General features: G+C 70.1%; 18 protein-coding genes. 8 read left to right on the plus strand and 10 right to left on the minus strand.

What is annotated here, in order from left to right; genetic code table 11:
- Window positions 1-628: 628 nt before the first annotated feature.
- The 3 genes from mctP to ACJX2R_RS33840 all read right to left on the minus strand — a co-directional run bounded on the left by mctP (window position 629) and on the right by ACJX2R_RS33840 (window position 3427).
- Window positions 629-2242, minus strand: coding sequence for a monocarboxylate uptake permease MctP (mctP, locus tag ACJX2R_RS33830; RefSeq protein ID WP_413103207.1), 1614 nt, complete (start codon window positions 2240-2242; stop codon window positions 629-631).
- Window positions 2239-2499, minus strand: coding sequence for a DUF3311 domain-containing protein (locus ACJX2R_RS33835; protein ID WP_413103208.1), 261 nt, complete (start codon window positions 2497-2499; stop codon window positions 2239-2241). Before ACJX2R_RS33835 ends, mctP begins: the two co-directional genes overlap by 4 nt.
- A 133-nt stretch (window positions 2500-2632) precedes the next feature.
- A complete protein-coding gene (locus tag ACJX2R_RS33840) occupies window positions 2633-3427 on the minus strand; it encodes a GntR family transcriptional regulator (RefSeq protein WP_262701910.1) in 795 nt (264 codons plus the stop codon).
- A gap of 289 nt (window positions 3428-3716) precedes the next feature.
- Between ACJX2R_RS33840 and ACJX2R_RS33845 the strand changes: the two genes are divergently transcribed.
- From ACJX2R_RS33845 to ACJX2R_RS33870, 6 genes are all read left to right on the plus strand, one after another.
- The gene (locus tag ACJX2R_RS33845; protein WP_413103209.1) at window positions 3717-4988 is read left to right on the plus strand and encodes an extracellular solute-binding protein; all 1272 of its coding nucleotides are present in this window, start codon (window positions 3717-3719) and stop codon (window positions 4986-4988) included.
- A 5-nt stretch (window positions 4989-4993) separates the two neighbouring features.
- Window positions 4994-5995, plus strand: coding sequence for a carbohydrate ABC transporter permease (locus tag ACJX2R_RS33850; protein ID WP_413103210.1), 1002 nt, complete (start codon window positions 4994-4996; stop codon window positions 5993-5995).
- Complete coding sequence (locus tag ACJX2R_RS33855) at window positions 5992-6822, plus strand: carbohydrate ABC transporter permease (RefSeq protein ID WP_413103211.1); 831 nt, start codon at window positions 5992-5994, stop codon at window positions 6820-6822. The genes ACJX2R_RS33850 and ACJX2R_RS33855 overlap by 4 nt, the downstream gene beginning before the upstream one ends.
- A 9-nt stretch (window positions 6823-6831) precedes the next feature.
- Window positions 6832-8403 carry a glycoside hydrolase family 3 protein gene (locus ACJX2R_RS33860; protein ID WP_413103212.1) on the plus strand — a complete coding sequence of 524 codons (1572 nt, stop codon included), beginning with the start codon at window positions 6832-6834 and terminating at the stop codon, window positions 8401-8403.
- A gap of 54 nt (window positions 8404-8457) precedes the next feature.
- Entirely contained in the window at window positions 8458-9528 is a 1071-nt protein-coding gene (locus tag ACJX2R_RS33865; protein WP_020868522.1) for an SIS domain-containing protein, read from the plus strand.
- Window positions 9529-9886: 358 nt separating this feature from the next.
- Window positions 9887-11356, plus strand: coding sequence for a sensor histidine kinase (locus ACJX2R_RS33870; RefSeq protein ID WP_262701806.1), 1470 nt, complete (start codon window positions 9887-9889; stop codon window positions 11354-11356).
- A 140-nt stretch (window positions 11357-11496) separates the two neighbouring features.
- Here the strand turns inward: ACJX2R_RS33870 and ACJX2R_RS33875 are convergent, their stop codons facing one another.
- Together ACJX2R_RS33875 and ACJX2R_RS33880 are read right to left on the minus strand one after the other, a co-directional pair.
- Entirely contained in the window at window positions 11497-11754 is a 258-nt protein-coding gene (locus tag ACJX2R_RS33875; protein WP_014054815.1) for a WhiB family transcriptional regulator, read from the minus strand.
- Between the two features lie 319 nt (window positions 11755-12073).
- Window positions 12074-13042 (minus strand): diacylglycerol/lipid kinase family protein, encoded by a 969-nt coding sequence (locus ACJX2R_RS33880; protein ID WP_413103213.1) that lies wholly within the window; start codon window positions 13040-13042, stop codon window positions 12074-12076.
- Between the two features lie 80 nt (window positions 13043-13122).
- Between ACJX2R_RS33880 and ACJX2R_RS33885 the strand changes: the two genes are divergently transcribed.
- Window positions 13123-13680, plus strand: a complete 558-nt coding sequence (locus tag ACJX2R_RS33885) for a hypothetical protein (protein WP_413103214.1) — start codon at window positions 13123-13125, stop codon at window positions 13678-13680.
- Between the two features lie 444 nt (window positions 13681-14124).
- Here ACJX2R_RS33885 and ACJX2R_RS33890 read toward each other — a convergent pair whose 3' ends face one another.
- The 4 genes from ACJX2R_RS33890 to ACJX2R_RS33905 form a co-directional block, all read right to left on the minus strand.
- Window positions 14125-15030: an RNA polymerase sigma factor SigF gene (locus tag ACJX2R_RS33890; protein ID WP_371106055.1), complete on the minus strand. Its 906-nt coding sequence runs from the start codon at window positions 15028-15030 to the stop codon at window positions 14125-14127.
- A gap of 17 nt (window positions 15031-15047) precedes the next feature.
- Window positions 15048-15461, minus strand: coding sequence for an anti-sigma regulatory factor (locus ACJX2R_RS33895; RefSeq protein WP_014054819.1), 414 nt, complete (start codon window positions 15459-15461; stop codon window positions 15048-15050).
- 246 nt (window positions 15462-15707) lie between these two features.
- Window positions 15708-16253: a GNAT family N-acetyltransferase gene (locus ACJX2R_RS33900; RefSeq protein WP_262701809.1), complete on the minus strand. Its 546-nt coding sequence runs from the start codon at window positions 16251-16253 to the stop codon at window positions 15708-15710.
- Between the two features lie 114 nt (window positions 16254-16367).
- Window positions 16368-16631, minus strand: a complete 264-nt coding sequence (locus tag ACJX2R_RS33905) for a UBP-type zinc finger domain-containing protein (RefSeq protein WP_413103215.1) — start codon at window positions 16629-16631, stop codon at window positions 16368-16370.
- Between the two features lie 77 nt (window positions 16632-16708).
- On the opposite strand from ACJX2R_RS33905, the gene ACJX2R_RS33910 reads away from it, so the two are divergent.
- Window positions 16709-18319, plus strand: coding sequence for a Na+/H+ antiporter (locus tag ACJX2R_RS33910; RefSeq protein ID WP_413103216.1), 1611 nt, complete (start codon window positions 16709-16711; stop codon window positions 18317-18319).
- Between the two features lie 54 nt (window positions 18320-18373).
- On the opposite strand, the gene ACJX2R_RS33915 is transcribed toward ACJX2R_RS33910, so the two are convergent.
- Window positions 18374-18964 (minus strand): N-acetylmuramoyl-L-alanine amidase, encoded by a 591-nt coding sequence (locus ACJX2R_RS33915; protein WP_413103217.1) that lies wholly within the window; start codon window positions 18962-18964, stop codon window positions 18374-18376.
- Between the last annotated feature and the right edge of the window lie 12 nt (window positions 18965-18976).

Raw genomic sequence — 18976 nt, forward strand, 5'->3', positions numbered from 1 at the left:
CCGAAACCGGGGCTCCGCCCCGGGCCCCGCTCCTCAAGCGCCGGAGGGGTTGGATGGTGGGGCTCTGCCCCGGGGTCCAGGGGTGGAGGGGCTGGAAGGTGGGGCTCTGCCTCGGGCCCCGCTCCTCAAGCGCCGGAGGGGTTGGATGGTGGGGCTCTGCCCCGGGGTCCAGGGGTGGAGGGGCTGGAAGGTGGGGCTCTGCCTCGGGCCCCGCTCCTCAAGCGCCGGAGGGGTTGGATGGTGGGGTTCCGCCCCGGGGTCCAGGGGTGGAGGGGCTGGAAGGTGGGGCTCCGCCCCAGGCCCCGGGGCCCAGGGGTGGAGCCCCCACCGCTCGGCGGAGCCGGACCACGGCGCGGAGCCCCTGCCACCCGGCGGAGCCCCGATGTTCAGCCCCTCCGGCGTTTGAGGAGCGGGGTCTGGGGCGGAGCCCCAGTTGTGGGAAGGGGCGGGGAGGGGAGGGGACAAGCCCGCCGCAGGCGTCACGGCCCGCCAGGCAACCCCAGCACCCCAGCACCCCTGACGCACCCTGACGTCGGCGCCGTACGGACGGCGAACGGGCCGTCGACTCCCCGAAAGGAGCCGACGGCCCGTTCGCCGTCGTCAATCCGCGCGGCCCGCCGCCAAGGCGTCAGTGGGCGCCCGGGGCGCCCGCCGTGGCGGGCGGGAGGTCGGTCTGGACGCTCGGGTCGCCCGCGTCCGCCTTGTAGTCGGCGGAGGACGTCTCGTCCACGCCGTCCGGGGCCTTGACCGCCCGCAGGATCAGCGTCAGGACGACCGTGACCACCACGTTGAGCACGAAGGCGGTGAGGCCGATGTAGCCGATCTCGCCGATACCGGGCATATCGGCGGTGTTGCCGAAGTGCTTCTGGGTGCCGCTCGGGGTGTCGTACGCCTTCCACGTTCCGTAGACCATGCCGACGGCCCAGCCCGCCAGCAGTGCCCAGCGGTGGAACCAGCGGGTGAACAGGCCGCCCACCAGGGCCGGGAAGGTCTGGAGGATCCAGATCCCGCCCAGCAGCTGGAAGTTGATCGCGACGGTCTTGTCCATGCCCAGCACGAAGATCAGCGCGCCGACCTTCACCAGCAGCGAGACCAGCTTGGAGACCTTGGTCTCCTCCTCGGCCGTGGCGTTCGGCCGCAGGAAGTCCTTGTAGATGTTGCGGGTGAAGAGGTTGGCCGCGGCGATCGACATGATGGCCGCGGGGACGAGCGCGCCGATGCCGATCGCGGCGAAGGCGACGCCCGTGAACCAGTCGGGGAACATGTCCTCGAAGAGCTGGGGGATGGCGAGCTGGCCGTTCTCGACCGTCACCCCGGCGGCGATGGCCATGAAGCCGAGCAGTGCCAGCAGCCCCAGCATCAGCGAGTACAGCGGCAGGATCGTGGTGTTGCGGCGGATCACCTCACGGCTGCGGCTGGAGAGCGTCGCCGTGATCGAGTGCGGATACATGAACAGGGCGAGGGCCGAGCCCAGGGCCAGCGTGCCGTATGCCCATTGCCCCTCCGCCGCAGGTGCGAGCCCGCCCGCGCCGGCCTTGGTGAACTTGTCGTTCGCCGCGCTGAAGATGTCGTCGAAGCCACCCAGTTTGATCGGGATGTAGATGATCGCCACCGCGATGACGATGTAGATCAGGGTGTCCTTGACGAACGCGATCAGCGCGGGGGCGCGCAGACCCGAGGAGTAGGTGTACGCCGCGAGCACACCGAAGGCGATCAGCAGCGGCAGGTCCTTGATGAACCAGTTGGTGTTCTCGCCGCCGCCGACGCCCATCACGTCCAGCACCGCCTGGATGCCCACCAGTTGGAGGGCGATGTACGGCATGGTGGCGAGGATGCCGGTGATCGCGACGGCCAGCGAAAGACCCTTGGAGCCGAAGCGGCCGCGGACGAAGTCCGAGGTGGTGACGTACCCGTGCTTGTGGGACACCGACCAGAGCCGGGGCAGGAAGGTGAAGATCAGCGGGTAGACCAGGATGGTGTACGGCACCGCGAAGAACCCGGCCGCGCCGGTCGCGTAGATCGCGGCCGGGACGGCGACGAAGGTGTACGCGGTGTAGAGGTCGCCGCCGAGCAGGAACCAGGTGATCCAGGTGCCGAAGCTGCGGCCGCCCAGGCCCCACTCGTCGAGGTTGTTGGCGTTCTCGGCGGCGCGCCAGCGCGCGGCCAGGAAGCCCATGACCGTGACGGCCACGAAGAAGAAGATGAAGACGGCGAGCGCGACGCCGTTCACTCCGCCGTTCATGCGGAGTCACCCCCCTTGCGCTCCCGCCGCTCCCGGCGGACCAGGACGTAGGCGACCGAGGTCAGCGCGGCCGACACCGGCACCCAGAGCATCTGGTACCAGTAGAAGAACGGGATCCCGATGAGGGTCGGCTCGACCTTGCCGTACGAACCGACCCAGAGCATCCCGACAAACGGGGCGATCAGGCACAGAGCGACCACGACGCGCGTGGGCGTCACGACCGGTCTCCTGCCGGGTGAAGTGGACGTGTCTGACATGCGGCGGGCTCCAGTCCCCTCGGCTCATCACCTGGATCACAGCTGATCATTTGTGTAATGCGCAGGAAATCTAAGCCCGGGGCCCGGCGGCCGTCACTACCCGTCCGTATATCGGTATGAGAAAGAAAGCTGGTCAGTCGTTCGGCCGCTGGAGCCGTGCCACGAACTTGTAGCGGTCCCCGCGGTAGACCGACCGCACCCACTCCACCGGCTCCCCGGAAGCGTCCCGCGAGTGGCGCGAGAGCATCAGCATCGGCAGCCCCACGTCCGTGCCCAGCAGCCCCGCCTCGCGCGGGGTGGCCAGCGAGGTCTCGATGGTCTCCTCGGCCTCGGCCAGCCGGACGTCGTACACCTCGGCCAGGGCCGTGTAGAGCGAGGTGTACTTCACCAGGCTGCGGCGCAGCGCGGGGAAGCGCTTGGCCGACAGATGGGTGGTCTCGATGGCCATCGGCTCACCGCTGGCCAGCCGCAGCCGCTCGATGCGCAGCACCCGTCCGCCGGTGGCGATGTCCAGCAGCCCGGAGAGCCGGTCGTCGGCGGTGACATAGCCGATGTCCAGCAGCTGGGAGGTGGGCTCCAGGCCCTGGGCCTTCATGTCCTCGGTGTACGAGGTGAGCTGGAGCGCCTGGGAGACCTTGGGCTTGGCCACGAAGGTGCCCTTGCCCTGGATCCGCTCCAGACGCCCCTCGACGACCAGTTCCTGGAGCGCCTGGCGCACGGTGGTGCGCGAGGTGTCGAACTCCGCGGCCAGGGTGCGCTCCGGTGGGACCGGGGTGCCCGGTGGCAGGGTCTCGGTCATCTCCAGCAAGTGGCGCTTGAGGCGGTAGTACTTCGGGACGCGCGCGGTGCGTGCCCCATTGGAGCCGTTGCCGTCGCTCTCGGCCGTCGTGGTGGCCGCCGCTGCCGCCGTTGCCCCCTCGGTGTCCATCGCGCGCCCTTCCGACTCCTGGTCCGCTGCCGTCACCGGCGTCCACCGCCGTCACCGGTCTCTTGAAATCCGGTCTTTTGGAATCCGGTCTTTTGAAATCCAGCGCCTCACATCGTGGCACGGTCCCGGCTCCGGGCGGTCCGTCGGTCCGGATGTCGGGAAGTGTCGGTCCGGTAACGGAGCCTCCGGTGACTCTTATACACCCTTGACACCCCAAAAGGTCTAGGCCAAGCTGCGGGCACTGGTCTGGACCATTAAACCCCTGATCCGGCCTTCTGAGGAGAGTGCTGTGAAGCGTGGGCTCATAGCGGCGACGGGTGTCGCGGCAATGCTGGTATCCGTCGCGGCCTGTGGGTCCGACGGCGATGACGACAAGGCCGGAGCGGACGGTTTCAAGGGGCAGACGCTCACCGTCTGGGCGATGGACGGCTCCACGCCGGACGGCTGGACGAAGGATGTCAAGGCCGCTTTCGAGAAGAAGACCGGCGCCAAGCTGAAGCTGGAGATCCAGCAGTGGAACGGCATTCAGCAGAAGGTGACCACCGCGCTCTCGGAGTCCGACCCGCCGGATGTGCTGGAGATCGGCAACACCCAGACCCCGTCCTACGCGCAGACCGGCGGCCTGGCCGAACTCGATGACCTGAAGAAGTCGATCGGCGCCGACTGGTCGGAGTCGATCAACAAGTCCGCGGTCTACGACGGCAAGCAGTACGCGGCGCCGTGGTACGCGGCCAACCGGGTCGTCCTCTACAACAAGAAGATCTGGGCCGAGGCCGGGATCAAGGACACCCCCAAGACCCGTACCGAGTTCTTCCGCGACCTCGACACCATCGAGAAGAAGACCGACGCCGAGCCCATCTACCTCCCGGGCCAGAACTGGTACTTCTTCGACGGGCTGACCATCGGCACCGGCGCCGACCTGGTGAGGAAGGACGGCGACAAGTGGGTCTCCAACCTCGCCGACCCCAAGGTCGGCAAGGCCATGGACATCTACAAGCAGTACCAGTCCTTCAGCAAGGCCCCCAAGGACAAGGACGAGGCCACCCCGCAGCAGGGCGAGATCTTCGCCAAGGGCAAGACCGGCGCCTTCATCGGCATGGGCTGGGAGGCCGGGGTCGCCATCAAGGCCAACCCGAAGATCGAGAAGGACATCGGCTACTTCACCATCCCGGGCGAGACCGCGGGCAAGCCCGAGGGCGTCTTCCTCGGCGGCTCCAACCTCGCGGTCGCCGCGGGCAGCGAGAAGCAGGAACTGGCCAAGGAGTTCCTGAAGATCGCGCTCAATGACACCTACGAGGGACAGCTCGCCAAGGAAGGCGGTGTCATCCCCAACAAGGAGTCGCTCCAGGCGCGGCTCAAGGGCAACCCCGCCGGGCAGGCGGCCGCCCCGGCCGCCGCGACCGGCGGCACCACCCCGCTGATCCCCGAATGGGCCGCGGTGGAGAACGCCCCGAACCCCGTCAAGGGCTATATGACCGCCGTGCTCAACGGTAAGTCGCCCGCCGAGGCGGCCAAGTCGGTCGAGGGCGAGATGAACAAGCGCCTCAGCCAGGAGCGTTGAGCCCGATGGCCGTAGCGACCGAACGCAAGGACCCCGGCCCGGCGCCGGCCGGGGTCCGCCGGGGCGGGGCACCGCCGCGGCCCCGCCGCCCGGCCCCGGGCGCGGCCGGGCGCGCACGGCTGAACGGCGCCGCCCCGTACCTCCTGCTGCTGCCCGCTCTGGTGGCGACCGTACTGCTGCTGGGCTGGCCGCTGGTCAAGGACGGCCTGCTGTCGTTCCAGAACCTCAATATGCGGCAGCTGATCCAGCACCTCACCGAGTGGAACGGCGTCGACAACTACCGCGAGACGCTGACCAGCGAGGACTTCTGGCGGGTCACCCTCCGGTCGGTGATCTTCACCGCGGTCAACGTCGTGCTGATCATGCTGCTCGGCACCCTGGTCGGACTGCTGCTGGCCCGCCTCGGCAGCAAGATGCGACTGCTGCTCTCGGTCGGCCTGGTGCTCGCCTGGGCCATGCCGCCCATCGCCGGCACCACCGTCTTCCAGTGGCTCTTCGCCGCCCGCTTCGGAGTGGTCAACTGGGTGCTGGACGCGCTCGGCTGGCACTCCATGGCGCACTACAACTGGACCGGCGGCCAGTTCTCCACCTTCTTCGTCGTCACCCTGCTGATCGTCTGGCAGTCGATCCCCTTCGTGGCGATCAACCTCTACGCCGCCACCACCACCATCCCCGGCGAGCTCTACGAGGCGGCCGCGCTCGACGGCGCCGGCACCTGGAAGAGCTTCACCTCGGTGACCTTCCCCTTCCTCAAGCCGTTCCTGCTGGCCACGACGTTCCTCGAAGTCATCTGGGTCTTCAAGGCGTTCACCCAGGTCTTCGCGATCAACGAGGGCGGCCCGGACCGGCTCACCGAAATCCTCCCCGTCTACGCCTTCGTCGAGGGCGTCGGCAACCAGCACTACGGCATGGGCGCCGCGATCTCGCTGCTGACCATCGTGGTCCTGCTGGCGCTGACCTCCTACTACCTCCGGACCGTGCTCAGGCAAGAGGAGGACGAGCTGTGAAGCGCTCGCCGCTCGCCCGGCTGTGGCCCAACGCGACCGCCGTCGTGCTCTTTCTCGGCTTCGCGTTCCCCGTCTACTGGATGTTCACCACGGCCCTCAAGCCGACCTCGGACATCATCTCCGAGGACCCGGTGTGGTTCCCGACCGGAGCCACCCTCGAACACTTCCAGAAGGCCGTGAACGCCGAGCACTTCTGGACCCTGGTGGGCAACTCGCTCACCGTCACCCTCTCGGCGGTCGGCCTCTCCCTGCTGATCGCGCTGCTCGCGTCGTTCGCCCTGGCCCGGATGCGGTTCAAGGGGCGCCGCGGCTTCCTGGTGACGTTCATGATCGCGCAGATGGCGCCCTGGGAAGTCCTGGTCATCGCCATCTACATGCTCGTACGCGACGGCGACATGCTGAACAGCCTGCTTCCGCTGACCCTGTTCTACATGGTCATGGTGCTGCCCTTCACCATCCTCACGCTCCGCGCCTACGTGGCCGCGATCCCCAAGGAGCTGGAGGAGTCGGCGATGGTCGACGGCTGCACCCGTCCGCAGGCGTTCATCCGGGTGATCTTCCCGCTGCTGGCGCCCGGCCTGATGGCCACCTCGCTCTTCGGCTTCATCACGGCCTGGAACGAATTCCCGCTCGTGCTCATCCTGAACAAGGACCCGGAGGCCCAGACGCTTCCGCTGTGGCTGTCCAGATTCCAGACCGCCTTCGGCGACGACTGGGGTGCCACCATGGCGGCGGCGTCGCTCTTCGCCATCCCGATCCTGCTCCTGTTCCTGTTTCTGCAACGCAAGGCGGTCGGTGGGCTCACTTCCGGCGCTGTGAAGGGATGATCCCGGTTTATGACGACCCTCGCACACGACTCGGCCACCCTCACCCGCGACGCTCTCACCGTCCTCCAGCCCGGCTTCACCGGAACCACCGCCCCCGACTGGGTGCTGCGGCGGCTCGGTGAGGGGCTTGCCTCCGTCGGCCTGTTCGGCCGGAACATCGCCACCCCCGAGCAGCTGGGCGCCCTCACCGCCCAGCTGCGCGCCGAGCGTGACGACGTCCTGGTGGCGATCGACGAGGAGGGCGGCGACGTCACCCGGCTGGAGGTGCGCACCGGCTCGTCCTTCCCCGGCAACCTGGCGCTCGGCGCCGTCGACGACCCGGAGCTGACCCGCGCCGTCGCCCGCGAGCTGGGCCGCCGCCTCGCCGAATGCGGCGTCAACCTCAACTGGGCGCCCTCCGCCGACGTCAACTCCAACCCCGACAACCCCGTCATCGGCGTGCGCTCCTTCGGCGCCGAACCGGGGCTCGTGGCGCGGCACACCGCCGCGTACATCGAGGGCCTCCAGGGCGCCGGAGTGGCCGCCTGCACCAAGCACTTCCCCGGCCACGGCGACACCGCCGTCGACTCCCACCACGCCCTGCCGCGCATCGACGCGGGTCTCGACACCCTGACCGCCCGCGAGCTGGTGCCCTTCCGCGCCGCCGTCGCCGCCGGGACCAAGGCCGTGATGAGCGCGCACATCCTGCTGCCCGTGCTCGACCCCGACCTGCCCGCCACCCTCAGCCCCGCCGCGCTGCACGGCCTGCTGCGCAGGCCGGTGGCCGACGGCGGACTCGGCTTCGACGGGATGATCGTCACCGACGGCATGGAGATGCGGGCCATCGCCGACGCGTACGGCATCGAGCGCGGCAGCGTCCTGGCGATCGCCGCGGGCGCCGACGCCATCTGCGTGGGCGGCGGGCTCGCCGACGAGGGCACCGTGCTGCGGCTGCGCGACGCGCTGGTCGCCGCCGTCATCGAGGGGCGGCTTGCGGAGGAGCGGCTGGCCGAGGCGGCGGCGCGGGTGCGCGCCCTGGGGGAGTGGACGCGGCGCTCCGGAGGACCGCGCGCGGCGCACGGCATCGAGCCCGCCGCGGGGGTGGGGCTCGCCGCCGCGCGCCGGGCGCTCAGAGTCACCCCGGCCGGGACCTCGTCCTCGTCCTCGTACGAACCGGTGACCGGACCCGCCTACGTGGCCGCCTTCACCCCGGTGGCCAACATCGCCGTCGGCGAGGAGACCCCCTGGGGCGTCGGCGCCGAACTGGCCCGGCTGCGCCCCGGCACCGGGGCCGCCACCTACGGGCGGCAGGACGCCGACGCCCTGGGCGTGCAGGGCCTGATCGAAAATATGCTCGACACCGCGGGGGACCGTAGGATCGTCGCTGTGGTCCGCGATGTCCACCGCCACCCCTGGATGGCCGACGCGCTGGACGCCCTGCTCACCGCTCGGCCGGAGACGGTCGTCGTGGAGATGGGGGTGCCCCAGGCGCCGCCCGCCGGGGCGCTGCACATCGCGACCCACGGCGCCGCCCGGGTGTGTGGCCGGGCGGCCGCGGAAGTGATCGTCGGCAACGGCGCCGGTGACCACCCCGGGGACTGACTCCTCAGCCCCCTCGGCCCAGCCCGGCACACCAGCCACCTGGAGGCACCCAGCATGTCCGCCACGACGACGGCCCAGCGCAGCGACCAGCCGGGCCGGATCATGTCCGGCGAGATGGCCGAGCAGCCCGCCGTGCTGCGCCGCATCCTCGACCAGGGCGCCCCGAGGATCCGCGAGGTCGCCGAGCGGATCGCCGCCCGCAACCCCCGCTTCGTCCTGCTCACCGCCCGGGGCACCTCGGACAACGCGGCGCTGTACGCCAAGTACCTGCTCGAAGTACTGCTCGGCAAGCCGTGCGGGCTGACCTCCATGTCCACCACCACCGCGTACGGCGCCCAGCCGGACCTCACCGACGTCCTGGTGATCACCGTCAGCCAGTCCGGCGGCTCCCCGGACCTGGTGGCCTCCACCGAGGCCGCCCGCGCGGCCGGTGCCATCACCCTCGCGGTGACCAACAACGCCGACTCGCCGCTCGCGGCCGTCTCCGAATTCCACATCGACGTGCTGGCCGGGCCGGAGAAGGCGCTGCCCGCGACCAAGACCTACACCGCGGAACTGCTCGCCCTCTACCTCTTCGTGGAGGGGCTGCGCGGCGGCGACGGCGCGGCCGCCAAGGTGCTGCCCGACCTCGCCCAGCAGATCCTCGACCGCCAGGACGAGGTCCGGCAGCTCGCGGCGCGCTACCGCTTCGCCGAGCGGATGGTCCTCACCTCCCGGGGCTACGGCTACCCGACCGCCAAGGAAGCCGCCCTGAAGCTGATGGAGACCAGCTACATCCCGGCGCTCTCGTACTCCGGCGCCGATCTGCTGCACGGCCCGCTGGCCATGGTCGACAACATCTCGCCGGTGATCGCCATCGTCACCGAGGGCAAGGGCGGCCAGGCGCTCCAGCCGGTCCTGGAGCGGCTGCGCGGCCGGGGCGCGGACCTCGTGGTCATCGGTGGCGCGTCGGAGGTGGAGCGGGCCTCGGCCGGGTTCGCCCTGCCGACGGACGGGGTCGCCGAGGAGGTCCAGCCGATCCTGGAGATCCTGCCGCTCCAGATGCTGGCGTACGAGGTGACGATCGCGCGCGGGCAGGACCCGGACGCGCCGCGGGCGCTGGCGAAGGTGACGGAGACGCGCTGAGCCTTGCGGCGGGGCCCGCTGAGGCACAAAGAAAACGGCTCCCGCGGCCTTCGAGAGGCGCGGGAGCCATATGTGACACCCGCGACCGCGGATGTGTGACACCCGCGGGCCGCGGCGCCAGGGCGGGACCCTCAACCCGCCCGGCACCGCAGCCCGGAGTTGCGTCGGCCGAGCGGCCGACCTGAGGATTCCCGAGCGGTCAGGGCAGAGCGCTCCGGGTTCCCCGATCCGCCCTCCTGTGCGGGGAGAGCGGAAGATCGCAGTGCTCGATATTCTGGACTAGACCACTGCTGTCTGTCCATGCTTATGCGCGAATAGGCTAATCCACCAGTGAGGGTAGGCTCACAACGTGCCCTCCATGAACGACCTCGTCCGCCAGCACACCGCACTCGACGATTCCGATCTCGAGTGGCTCCACCTGCTGGTCTCGGAGTGGCAGCTGCTCTCCGACCTCTCCTTCGCCGACCTTGTGCTGTGGGTCCCCACCAGTGATGGCACCCGGTATGTCTCCGTGGCCCAGATGCGGCCGAACACCGGACCCACCTCCTACCAGGACGACATGGTCGGCCATCTCGTCCCCCGCGGCCGCCGCCCCATGCTGGACGCCGCCCTGGACGAGGGCCGGATCGTCCGGGAGGGCGACCCCGAGTGGCGCGAGGAGGTGCCGGTCCGGGTGGAGTCCATCCCGGTCCGGCGGGAGAGCCGGGTCCTCGGCGTGATCGCGCGGAACACCAATCTGCTGACCGTACGGACCCCCAGCCGGCTGGAGCTCACCTATCTCCAGAGCGCGTCCGACCTCGCCCAGATGATCGCCGCGGGATCGTTTCCGTTCCCCAACCAGCAGGTCGACATGGACGCCTCACCACGCGCGGGCGACGGACTGATCCGGCTCGACGCGGACGGGGTGGTCCAGTACGCGAGTCCCAACGCGCTCTCCGCCTACCACCGGCTGGGGCTGGCCGCCGACCTCGTCGGCCACCACCTGGGCAAGACCACCGCCGAACTCGCCCCGGTGCGCGGCCCGGTGGACGAGGCGCTGGTCAAACTGGCCAGCGGCTGGGCGCCCCGGGAGTTCGAGGTCGAGGGCGGCGACGGGGTCATCCAGCTGCGGGCCATTCCGCTCAAGCCCAAGGGGCTGCACATCGGCTCGCTGGTACTGCTGCGGGACGTCACGGAACTGCGCCGCCGCGAGCGCGAGTTGATCACCAAGGACGCCACCATCCGGGAGATCCACCACCGGGTGAAGAACAACCTCCAGACGGTGGCGGCCCTGTTGCGGCTCCAGGCCCGCCGCATGGACTCGGCGCAGGGGCGGGAGGCGCTCAACGAGGCGGTGCGCAGGGTCGGCTCGATCGCCATCGTCCACGAGACCCTTTCGCAGAACCTCGACGAGCGGGTCGAGTTCGACGACATAGCCGACCGGGTGCTGGCGATGGTGGCCGAGATATCGCCCGGCAAGGTGACCGGCCGCCGCACCGGGCGGTTCGGCATCCTGGACGCCGAGGTGGCCACCCCGCTGTCCATGGTTCTCACCGAGGTGTTGCAGAACGCGCTGGAGCATGGCTTCGGGCCGGGGGAGCAGGGCACGGTCGAGGTCTCGGCGGTGCGCGGGGGCAGCGGTGAGGAGAGCCGGCTGGCGGTGATCGTCCAGGACGACGGGCGCGGGCTGCCGGAGGGGTTCGACCCGCAGCGGGCCGGAAATCTGGGACTTCAGATCGTCCGCACCCTGGTGGAGGGGGAGCTGGGCGGGACGTTCGACATGGTGCCCGCCCCGGAGCGCGGCACCCGGGTGATGCTGGACTTCCCGGTCGGTGCGGAGAAGCACTGAGCGCGTTGCGAATCCGAGAGCGACCTGTTATCGGAAAGCACTGAGCCCCGGACCCATCCGGTCCGGGGCTCAAAGCTCAATTTGCTGTGCGCATCGGGGGTTCTACGCGCTGCGGCTCGGGGGCCACGGGGTGCCGGGCTTCAGGCGCTGGCGTTGCGTGCCCGGTTGCGAGCGGCACGGCGCTTCATGGCGCGGCGCTCGTCTTCGCTCATTCCACCCCAGACGCCGGAGTCCTGGCCGGACTCAAGCGCCCACTGCAGGCACTGCTCCATGACGGGGCAGCGGCGGCAGACGGCCTTGGCTTCCTCGATTTGCAGCAGCGCAGGACCGGTGTTGCCGATGGGGAAGAACAGCTCGGGGTCTTCCTCGCGGCAAACGGCGTTGTGACGCCAGTCCATGGCTGCTCCATCTCCTCGTATTGCGGGCTCGTTGCTTGTGAATGTGAACGCTTTCACGAATCCCCCCGCAAGGGCAGGGCCGCCACACCAGTTGGGGCTGGTGCGGTCCTGTGGAATGAGGAGGGGGTTCGGGCTCTCAAGGGGGCCTTTCAGAAGGCCGTCCCGATCGCCAAGAAGAGACTCGCAAACCTCGGCGACGGATACAACCCCTTCCGGAAAGTTTTTTTTGATTCCTTGGTGTCGGCTCGGTCACAGCCGTACTTCCGGTGGGTGGAGTCCAGGCTAAACGTTCGACTGGAAGGACTTTTTGCGGTCTCACTCACACAATCACACGCAGTGCACGGCGTACGCCTGTGAACGTCACGCTCATACGCAGTCCCAGATGGTCACCGTCCATCTGGAACGGCAGTGGCGCCTGGGATTGCAAGGTGAAGTCCGTCAGGTCGTGAAGCGCTACCACATGCTTCCCGCGGGGCCCGCGCTCGGGTGTCGACGTCAGCAGCTGGGTCGCGTAGCGGGTCACCGCCGGCGCCGACAGCTTGGCGAGTCCCAGCACGTCGAGGGCGGTGTCGAAGGACGCCTGGGGCGCCGCGTAGACCGGGCGGTTGCCCAGAAAGGTCCACGGGGAGGTGTTGCAGACTATCGACAGCGCGAGCTCCTCGATCGGGTCCTCGCCCGGCCGCCCGATGGTGATGGTGCCCTGCCGCCGGTGCGGCTCCCCCATGAACTGCCGCACCATCTGCCGTATGTAGAGCGCGTGGGTGGACCGCTTACCGCGCTCGCGCTGCTGCTCGACCCGGCCGATGACGCTCGCGTCGAAGCCGAGCCCGGCGCAGAAGGTGAACCAGCGGGCCGGGACCGACTCGTCCCGGGTGCCCGGAGTGCCGCCCGCGAGTCCGAGGCCCACGGTGCGCTCGGTGCCGTCTCTCAACGCGTCCAGCAGGGCGCCGGTCGCCTCGACGGCGTCATTGGGCAGCCCGAGGGCGCGGGCGAAGACATTGGTGGAGCCGCCGGGCACGACCGCGAGCCGGGGCAACTCCTGTGGGGCGGGGCCATGGTGCAGCAGTCCGTTGACGACCTCGTTGACGGTGCCGTCGCCGCCGAACGCCACGACCAGTTCATGAGTGCCGCCGTCGACCGCCCGCCGGGCCAGGTCGCGGGCGTGCCCCCGGTACTCCGTGGTCGCCACGTCCAGCTTCAGATCGCTGGCGAGCGCGTGGAACAGAACATCCCGGGTGCGGGCACTGGTGGTGGTTGCTGCCGGATTGACCACGAGGAGTGCGCGCATGCGCGCCAGCCTACCCATCCGGGACGACGGGCCCCAGGGGGGTAGGGTCCGGGCGCCTCGAGGACGGCTAGGCTGCTGGGGTGAGCAGTAAGAAGTCCGCCACCGCGAAGTCCGCTACCGCGAAGACCGCGAAGAAGGCACAGAGGGGCACGGCGCGGCCGGACGGTGTGGCCGCCAAGGCGGCCGACGCCGCCGGTGCAGCCAGTGCTGCCGGTGCAGCCAGTGTCGCCGACGCCGCGCCTAGCGGGCCCCGCCCCGCCCGGCTGACCGCCGCCGCGGTGCTGGCCGCCGCGGAGGGCGTGGTGCTCCTGGGCTTCGGTGTATACGTACTGATCATGGGGCTGACCGGCGATCCGGAGAGCCCGCAGCAGGCGGAGATGCTCGGGGTCACCGTGCTGGCGCTGGCCCTGCTGCCGCTGCTGGCGGCCCGTGGGCTGTGGCTGCGGCGCCGCTGGAGCCGCGGGCCCGCGATGATCACCCAGCTGATGGCGCTGCCGGTGGCCTGGACGCTGTTGCAGAACGGCGGCGGGCTGATCGTCGCCGGAGCGGCCACCGCCGTCGTGGCCCTCGCGGTCCTGGCGCTGCTGATCAACCCGACGGCGACCGAGGCCCTGGGCATCGGCCCCCGCGACGCATAGCCGCCCCCTGCCTGCGGCGGCCTGTTCCCCTCCCCGCCCCTCCCCGAATCCAGGCCTCCGCCCCAGCCCCCGCTCCTCAATCGCCGGAGTGGCTGGAGAGCGGGACTCGGCCCCAGCCCCTGCTCCTCAATCGCCGGAGGGGCCGGATGGCGGGGCTCCGGCCCAGCCCCTGCTCGTCAATTGCCGGAGGGGCTGGAGAGCGGGACTCGGCCCCAGTCCCTGCTCCTCAATCGCCGGAGGGCTGGGAGGTGGGGCTCCGCCCCAGGCCCCAGGCCCCAGGCCCCGGGCCGGGGGCCCGGGGGCCTTCCCGCGGCATTGGTATGCGGCTCCGCCGTGTGGCAGGGGGCTCCGGCCCGGGGCCACGGGGTCCAGGGGCGGGGGCCCCTGGTAGCGGGAAGGGGCGGGGAGGGGAAGAACCAGGGGGCACCCCGTAGCGTGCGCTTGCTACTCCTCGACCAGCAGCTTGTCGCGCAACTGCGCAAGCGTGCGGGCCAGCAGCCGCGAGACATGCATCTGGGAGATGCCGACCTCCTGCGCGATCTGCGACTGCGTCATATTGCCGAAGAAGCGCAGCAGCAGGATCTTCTTCTCGCGCGGTGGCAGATCCTCCAGCAAAGGTTTGAGCGACTCGCGGTACTCGACGCCCTCGAGCGCCTCGTCCTCCGCGCCGAGGGTGTCGGCGACCGCCGGGGACTCGTCGTCCGTGTCCGGGACGTCCAGGGACAGGGTGCTGTAGGCATTGGCGGACTCCAGCCCCTCCAGCACCTCCTCCTCGGAGATGGACAGATGCTGGGCCAGCTCATGGACGGTCGGGGCGCGGCCATGGCGCTGGGAGAGCTCCGCGGTGGCCGTGGTCAGCGAGAGCCGCAGCTCCTGGAGCCGGCGCGGCACCCGCACCGCCCAGCCCTTGTCGCGGAAGTGGCGCTTGATCTCGCCCACGACCGTGGGTGTCGCATAGGTGGAGAACTCCACACCGCGGTCCGGGTCGAACCGGTCCACGGACTTGATCAGCCCGATGGTGGCGACCTGGGTGAGGTCGTCCAGCGGCTCACCGCGGTTGCGGAAGCGCCGGGCCAGGTGCTCCACCAGCGGCAGATGCATACGCACGAGGTTGTTGCGCAGCTCGGCCCGCTCGGCGGAGCCCTCCGGCAGCTGTCGCAGCTCGGCGAACATCGCCCGCGCGCCACTCCGGTCCTGCGGATCGTGCTGCTGATGCACCTGTTCGTGCTGATCCATGTGGTCCGCCCGCTCTGGTCGGTCTCCTGCCGCCTCCGAGTCCGCGGGATGCGGCCGGGCCGGCGGGTGCGGGATGGCCGGGGTACCTACTCCCCGCGATGATGCAGTGCTCACGGAGCCCCCTTGTTCCGTCACGGCTGTCCGGGGCCGGCGCCGCGCTCCTTGTACAGGCTGATGCTGACCGTTCGGTCCTCGGCCACCGTCGAGTCCACCTTGCCCGCCAGTGCGGAGAGCACCGTCCAGGCGAAGGTGTCGCGCTCGGGGGCGCGACCGTCGGTGGTGGGAGCCGAGACGGTCACCTGGAGTGCGTCGTCGATCAAGCGGAAGACGCAGCTCAGCACACTGCCGGACACGGCTTGTTGCAGCAGGATCGCGCATGCCTCATCGACGGCGATACGCAGATCCTCGATTTCGTCGAGGGTGAAGTCCAAGCGGGCTGCGAGGCCGGCGGTGGCCGTCCGCAGCACCGACAGATAGGCACCCGCAGCGGGCAGCCGGACTTCCACGAAGTCCTGGGTCCCGGGCTCGCCTGCGATCTGGGACACCCTCACCTCCAAGGTGACACAAGCTGATTGAGCTGAGCTGATTGGAGCGTCGGCCCCGAACCCTTATGGTGGAGGGTGATACGGGTCGGCGCTGTATGTACTTTGGCTGCGACGCTATCGCGATCTGCGGTTCGGTGTCGCCCGGACGAAGCACGGCCCCCATCACGGGTGAACCCGGCCCACAAGGCCGCGATATCACTCATAGTAAGCACATGAGTACGCAGCGTGGCTAGAGGTTTTGCGGTCTCAATTCGAAAGAGATGTCGCCTCACTCGGGAAATCGCTGGTCATGGCGGTGCCCACGGCCTGAGCGGCCAGCGCTCGCAGCGGCTCTCCGGAGAGCCTGCGCACCGTCCATTCGTCCATCGCCTCCGCGCCGATCGCGGCGTAGAAGCCGATCGCGGGCTCGTTCCAGTCGAGCACCGGCCATTCGAAACGGGCATATCCCCGCTCCACGCAGATCCGCGCCAGCTCGGCCAGCAGCGCCTTGCCGTGGCCGCCCCCGCGGGCCCGCGGAATGACGTACAGATCCTCCAGATACACGCCATGGGTGCCTGTCCAGGTGGAGAAGTTGCGGAACCACAGGGCGAACCCCACCGGGCAGGCGGGCTCCCCGGCGCCACCGGCCTCCTCGGCGATCAGCGCGAACACCGCGGGATGCGCCCCGAAGAGCGCCTCGCGCAGCTGCTCCTCGGTGGCCTTCGCCTCCTGCGGAGCCCGCTCGTAGTCCGCCAGCTCGCGGATCATCGCATGGATCGCCGGGACGTCGGACGGCTTCGCTGATCGGATCATGTGGTGAAGGCTAGCGGGCCACACCGACAAACGCGGCAGTCGATCTCCGACATTGCGCGGAAAACGCCAAGACCAGGGCGTCCGCGGAGCCGGGACTCACCACGCGTCGGCGTCTCACTGCACGATGAGCTGATCCACAAAGCACCAGCGCCAGTCCTCTCCCTCCTCGAAGCTGCGCATCACCGGATGGCCGGTCTCCTCGAAGTGCCGGGTGGTGTGCTGGTACGGCGAGGAGTCGCAGCAGCCCACATGGCCGCACACCAGACACTTCCGCAGCTGGACGGGGTGGCTGCCGACCACCAGGCATTCGGGACAGGTGTCCGACCGCGCCTCCGGTTCGGGACGCGGCAGTGCGGGAACATGCGGGCACTCGTTCATGATTGCCAGACTAAAACGCCGCATGGGCGGAGCACATGGACGACCGTCGGGACGGCCGACGGAGACAGGGCCGGACGATGGACGTATTGCCGTTGTTGATGCTGGTCGCGGGCAGCGCGGTGGTCGCGGGCGCGGCGCGCCGGACCCCGGTGCCCGCGCCGCTGCTGCTGGTCGCGGCCGGGCTCGCCGTCTCGTACGTACCCGGGGTGCCGGACTACACCCTGGACCCGCATATCGTGCTGCCCCTGGTGCTGCCGCCGCTGCTGCACAGCGCCGCGCTGGACAGCTCGTACCTCGATCTGCGGGCCAATCTGCGGCCGATCGCGCTGCTCTCCGTCGGGTATGTGCTCTTCGCGACGGTCGCGGTCGGCGTGGTCGCCCATCTGCTGATCCCGCAGCTGCCGCTGACCGCCGCCCTGGTGCTGGGCGCGGTGGTCGCGCCGCCGGACGCCGTGGCCGCCACCGCCATCGCCCGCCGGATCGGGCTGCCCTCCCGGCTCACCACGCTCCTCCAGGGCGAGTCCCTGTTCAACGACGCGACCGCGATCACCGCCTACCGGGTGGCGGTGGCCGCGGCCGTGGGGGAGGGCGTCAGCTGGGCCGAGGGGCTGCGGGAGTTCGCCTTCGCGGCCATCGGCGGTGTCGTGGTCGGTCTGATCCTGATGGTGCCGCTGCACTGGCTGCGCACCCGGCTGCGGGACGCCTTGCTGCAAAACACCCTCTCGCTGCTCATCCCCTTCGTCGCCTACGCCGTCGCCGAGCAGTTCCAGGCGTCGGGTGTGCTGGCCGTCGTGGTGGTCGGGCTCTACCTCGGACACCACTCCTGGCAGGTCGACTTCGCCACCCGGCTCCAGGAGGCGGCGGTCTGGCGCATGATCGACTTCGTTCTGGAGTCGGCGGTGTTCGCCCTGATCGGGCTGCAACTGCGGGTCGTGGTGGGCGGCCTGGGGGAGTACGGGGCGGGCCAGGCCGCCTGGTACGCGGCCGTCGTCTTCCTGGCCGTGGTGGCCGCCCGCTACGTCTGGGTCTTCCCGTCGACCTTCGTGCCGCGCATGCTCTTCCCCGGGATCCGCGAGCGCGAGCCCGGCACCAACTGGACGGCGCCGGTCATCGTCGGCTGGGCCGGGATGCGCGGCGTGGTCTCGCTGGCCATCGCGTTCTCGATCCCGGAGACCGTGCACGGCGGTACCCCCTTCCCGGCCCGCAACCTGATCCTCTTCCTCACCTTCACCACCGTCATCGGCACCCTGGTGATCCATGGGCTCACCCTGCCCTCCCTGATCCGGCTGCTCGGGCTGCCCGGCCGCGACCCCCACGCCGAGACCCTCGCCGAGGCCCAGGCGCAGAACACCGCGTCACTGGCCGCCGAGCGCCGTCTGGGGGAACTGCTCGCCGATGAGCGCAACGCCCTGCCGTCGCCGCTCGCCGACCGGCTGCGCACGGTGCTGGAGCAGCGCCGCAACGCCGTGTGGGAGCGGCTGGGCGCGGTCAACGAGGTGACCGGCGAATCGGCGGACGACACCTATCGGCGGCTGGCCCGGGAGATGATCGAGGCCGAGCGGGCGGTGTTCGTGGACCTGCGGGACGCCCGGCGGATCGACGAGGAGATGCTGCGGTCGCTGCTGCGGCGGCTGGACCTGGAGGAGGCGGCGCTCTACCGGGAGGGGGCCACGGAGGACGGAGCCTGAGCACCGGCCCCTCCGCGGCCGTCCTTACGCCGCTATTCGGTTCCCCCGAGGGCCTTACTTGAGCTGTTCGCGGATCCGGTCGCGCATCGAGGCCATGGTGAAGCCGCGCGGATCCACCTTGCCCGGCTGCCATTCCAGGTGGCCGATCACCGAGCGCTCGGTCCAGCCGTGATGGCGGCACACGGCCGCCGCGGCCCGCGCGATCGCGTCCAGCTGGGCCTCTGGCCACGGGTCCTCGCCGTCGCCCAGGTTCTCGCATTCGAAGCCGTAGAAGGCGCGGTTCCCGTCGGTGTTCGCCTCGTTGTCCGACGGGAGCGCCTTCTCGGCGATCACCGCCCGCAGGACGTCGTCGTCGCCCAGCCCGGCGTGGTTGGCGCGGCCGTAGCCGACCAGATGGACGCCGCCGTCCTTGGCGATCACGCCGTGGCACAGCGGGCCGGGCAGCCCCTCGAAGCCGTCCCGGCAGATCTCCACGGTCTCCTGGGTGCCGGAGGTGACGGTGTGGTGGATCATCACCCCGTGCACCGGGCCCCACGGCCCCTTGTGGTTCCGGTTGTGGTGCCGCCAGTCGCCGACCTGCGTCACCTTCAAGCCCTCGTTCGTCAGCGCCGCCAGGAAGTCCCCCGCGGACATGGGTGAGGCCATGCCCCGCCTCCG

The organism is Streptomyces sp. Inha503, assembly GCF_047215865.1.
Classification (GTDB): Bacteria; Actinomycetota; Actinomycetes; order Streptomycetales; family Streptomycetaceae; genus Streptomyces; species Streptomyces lycopersici.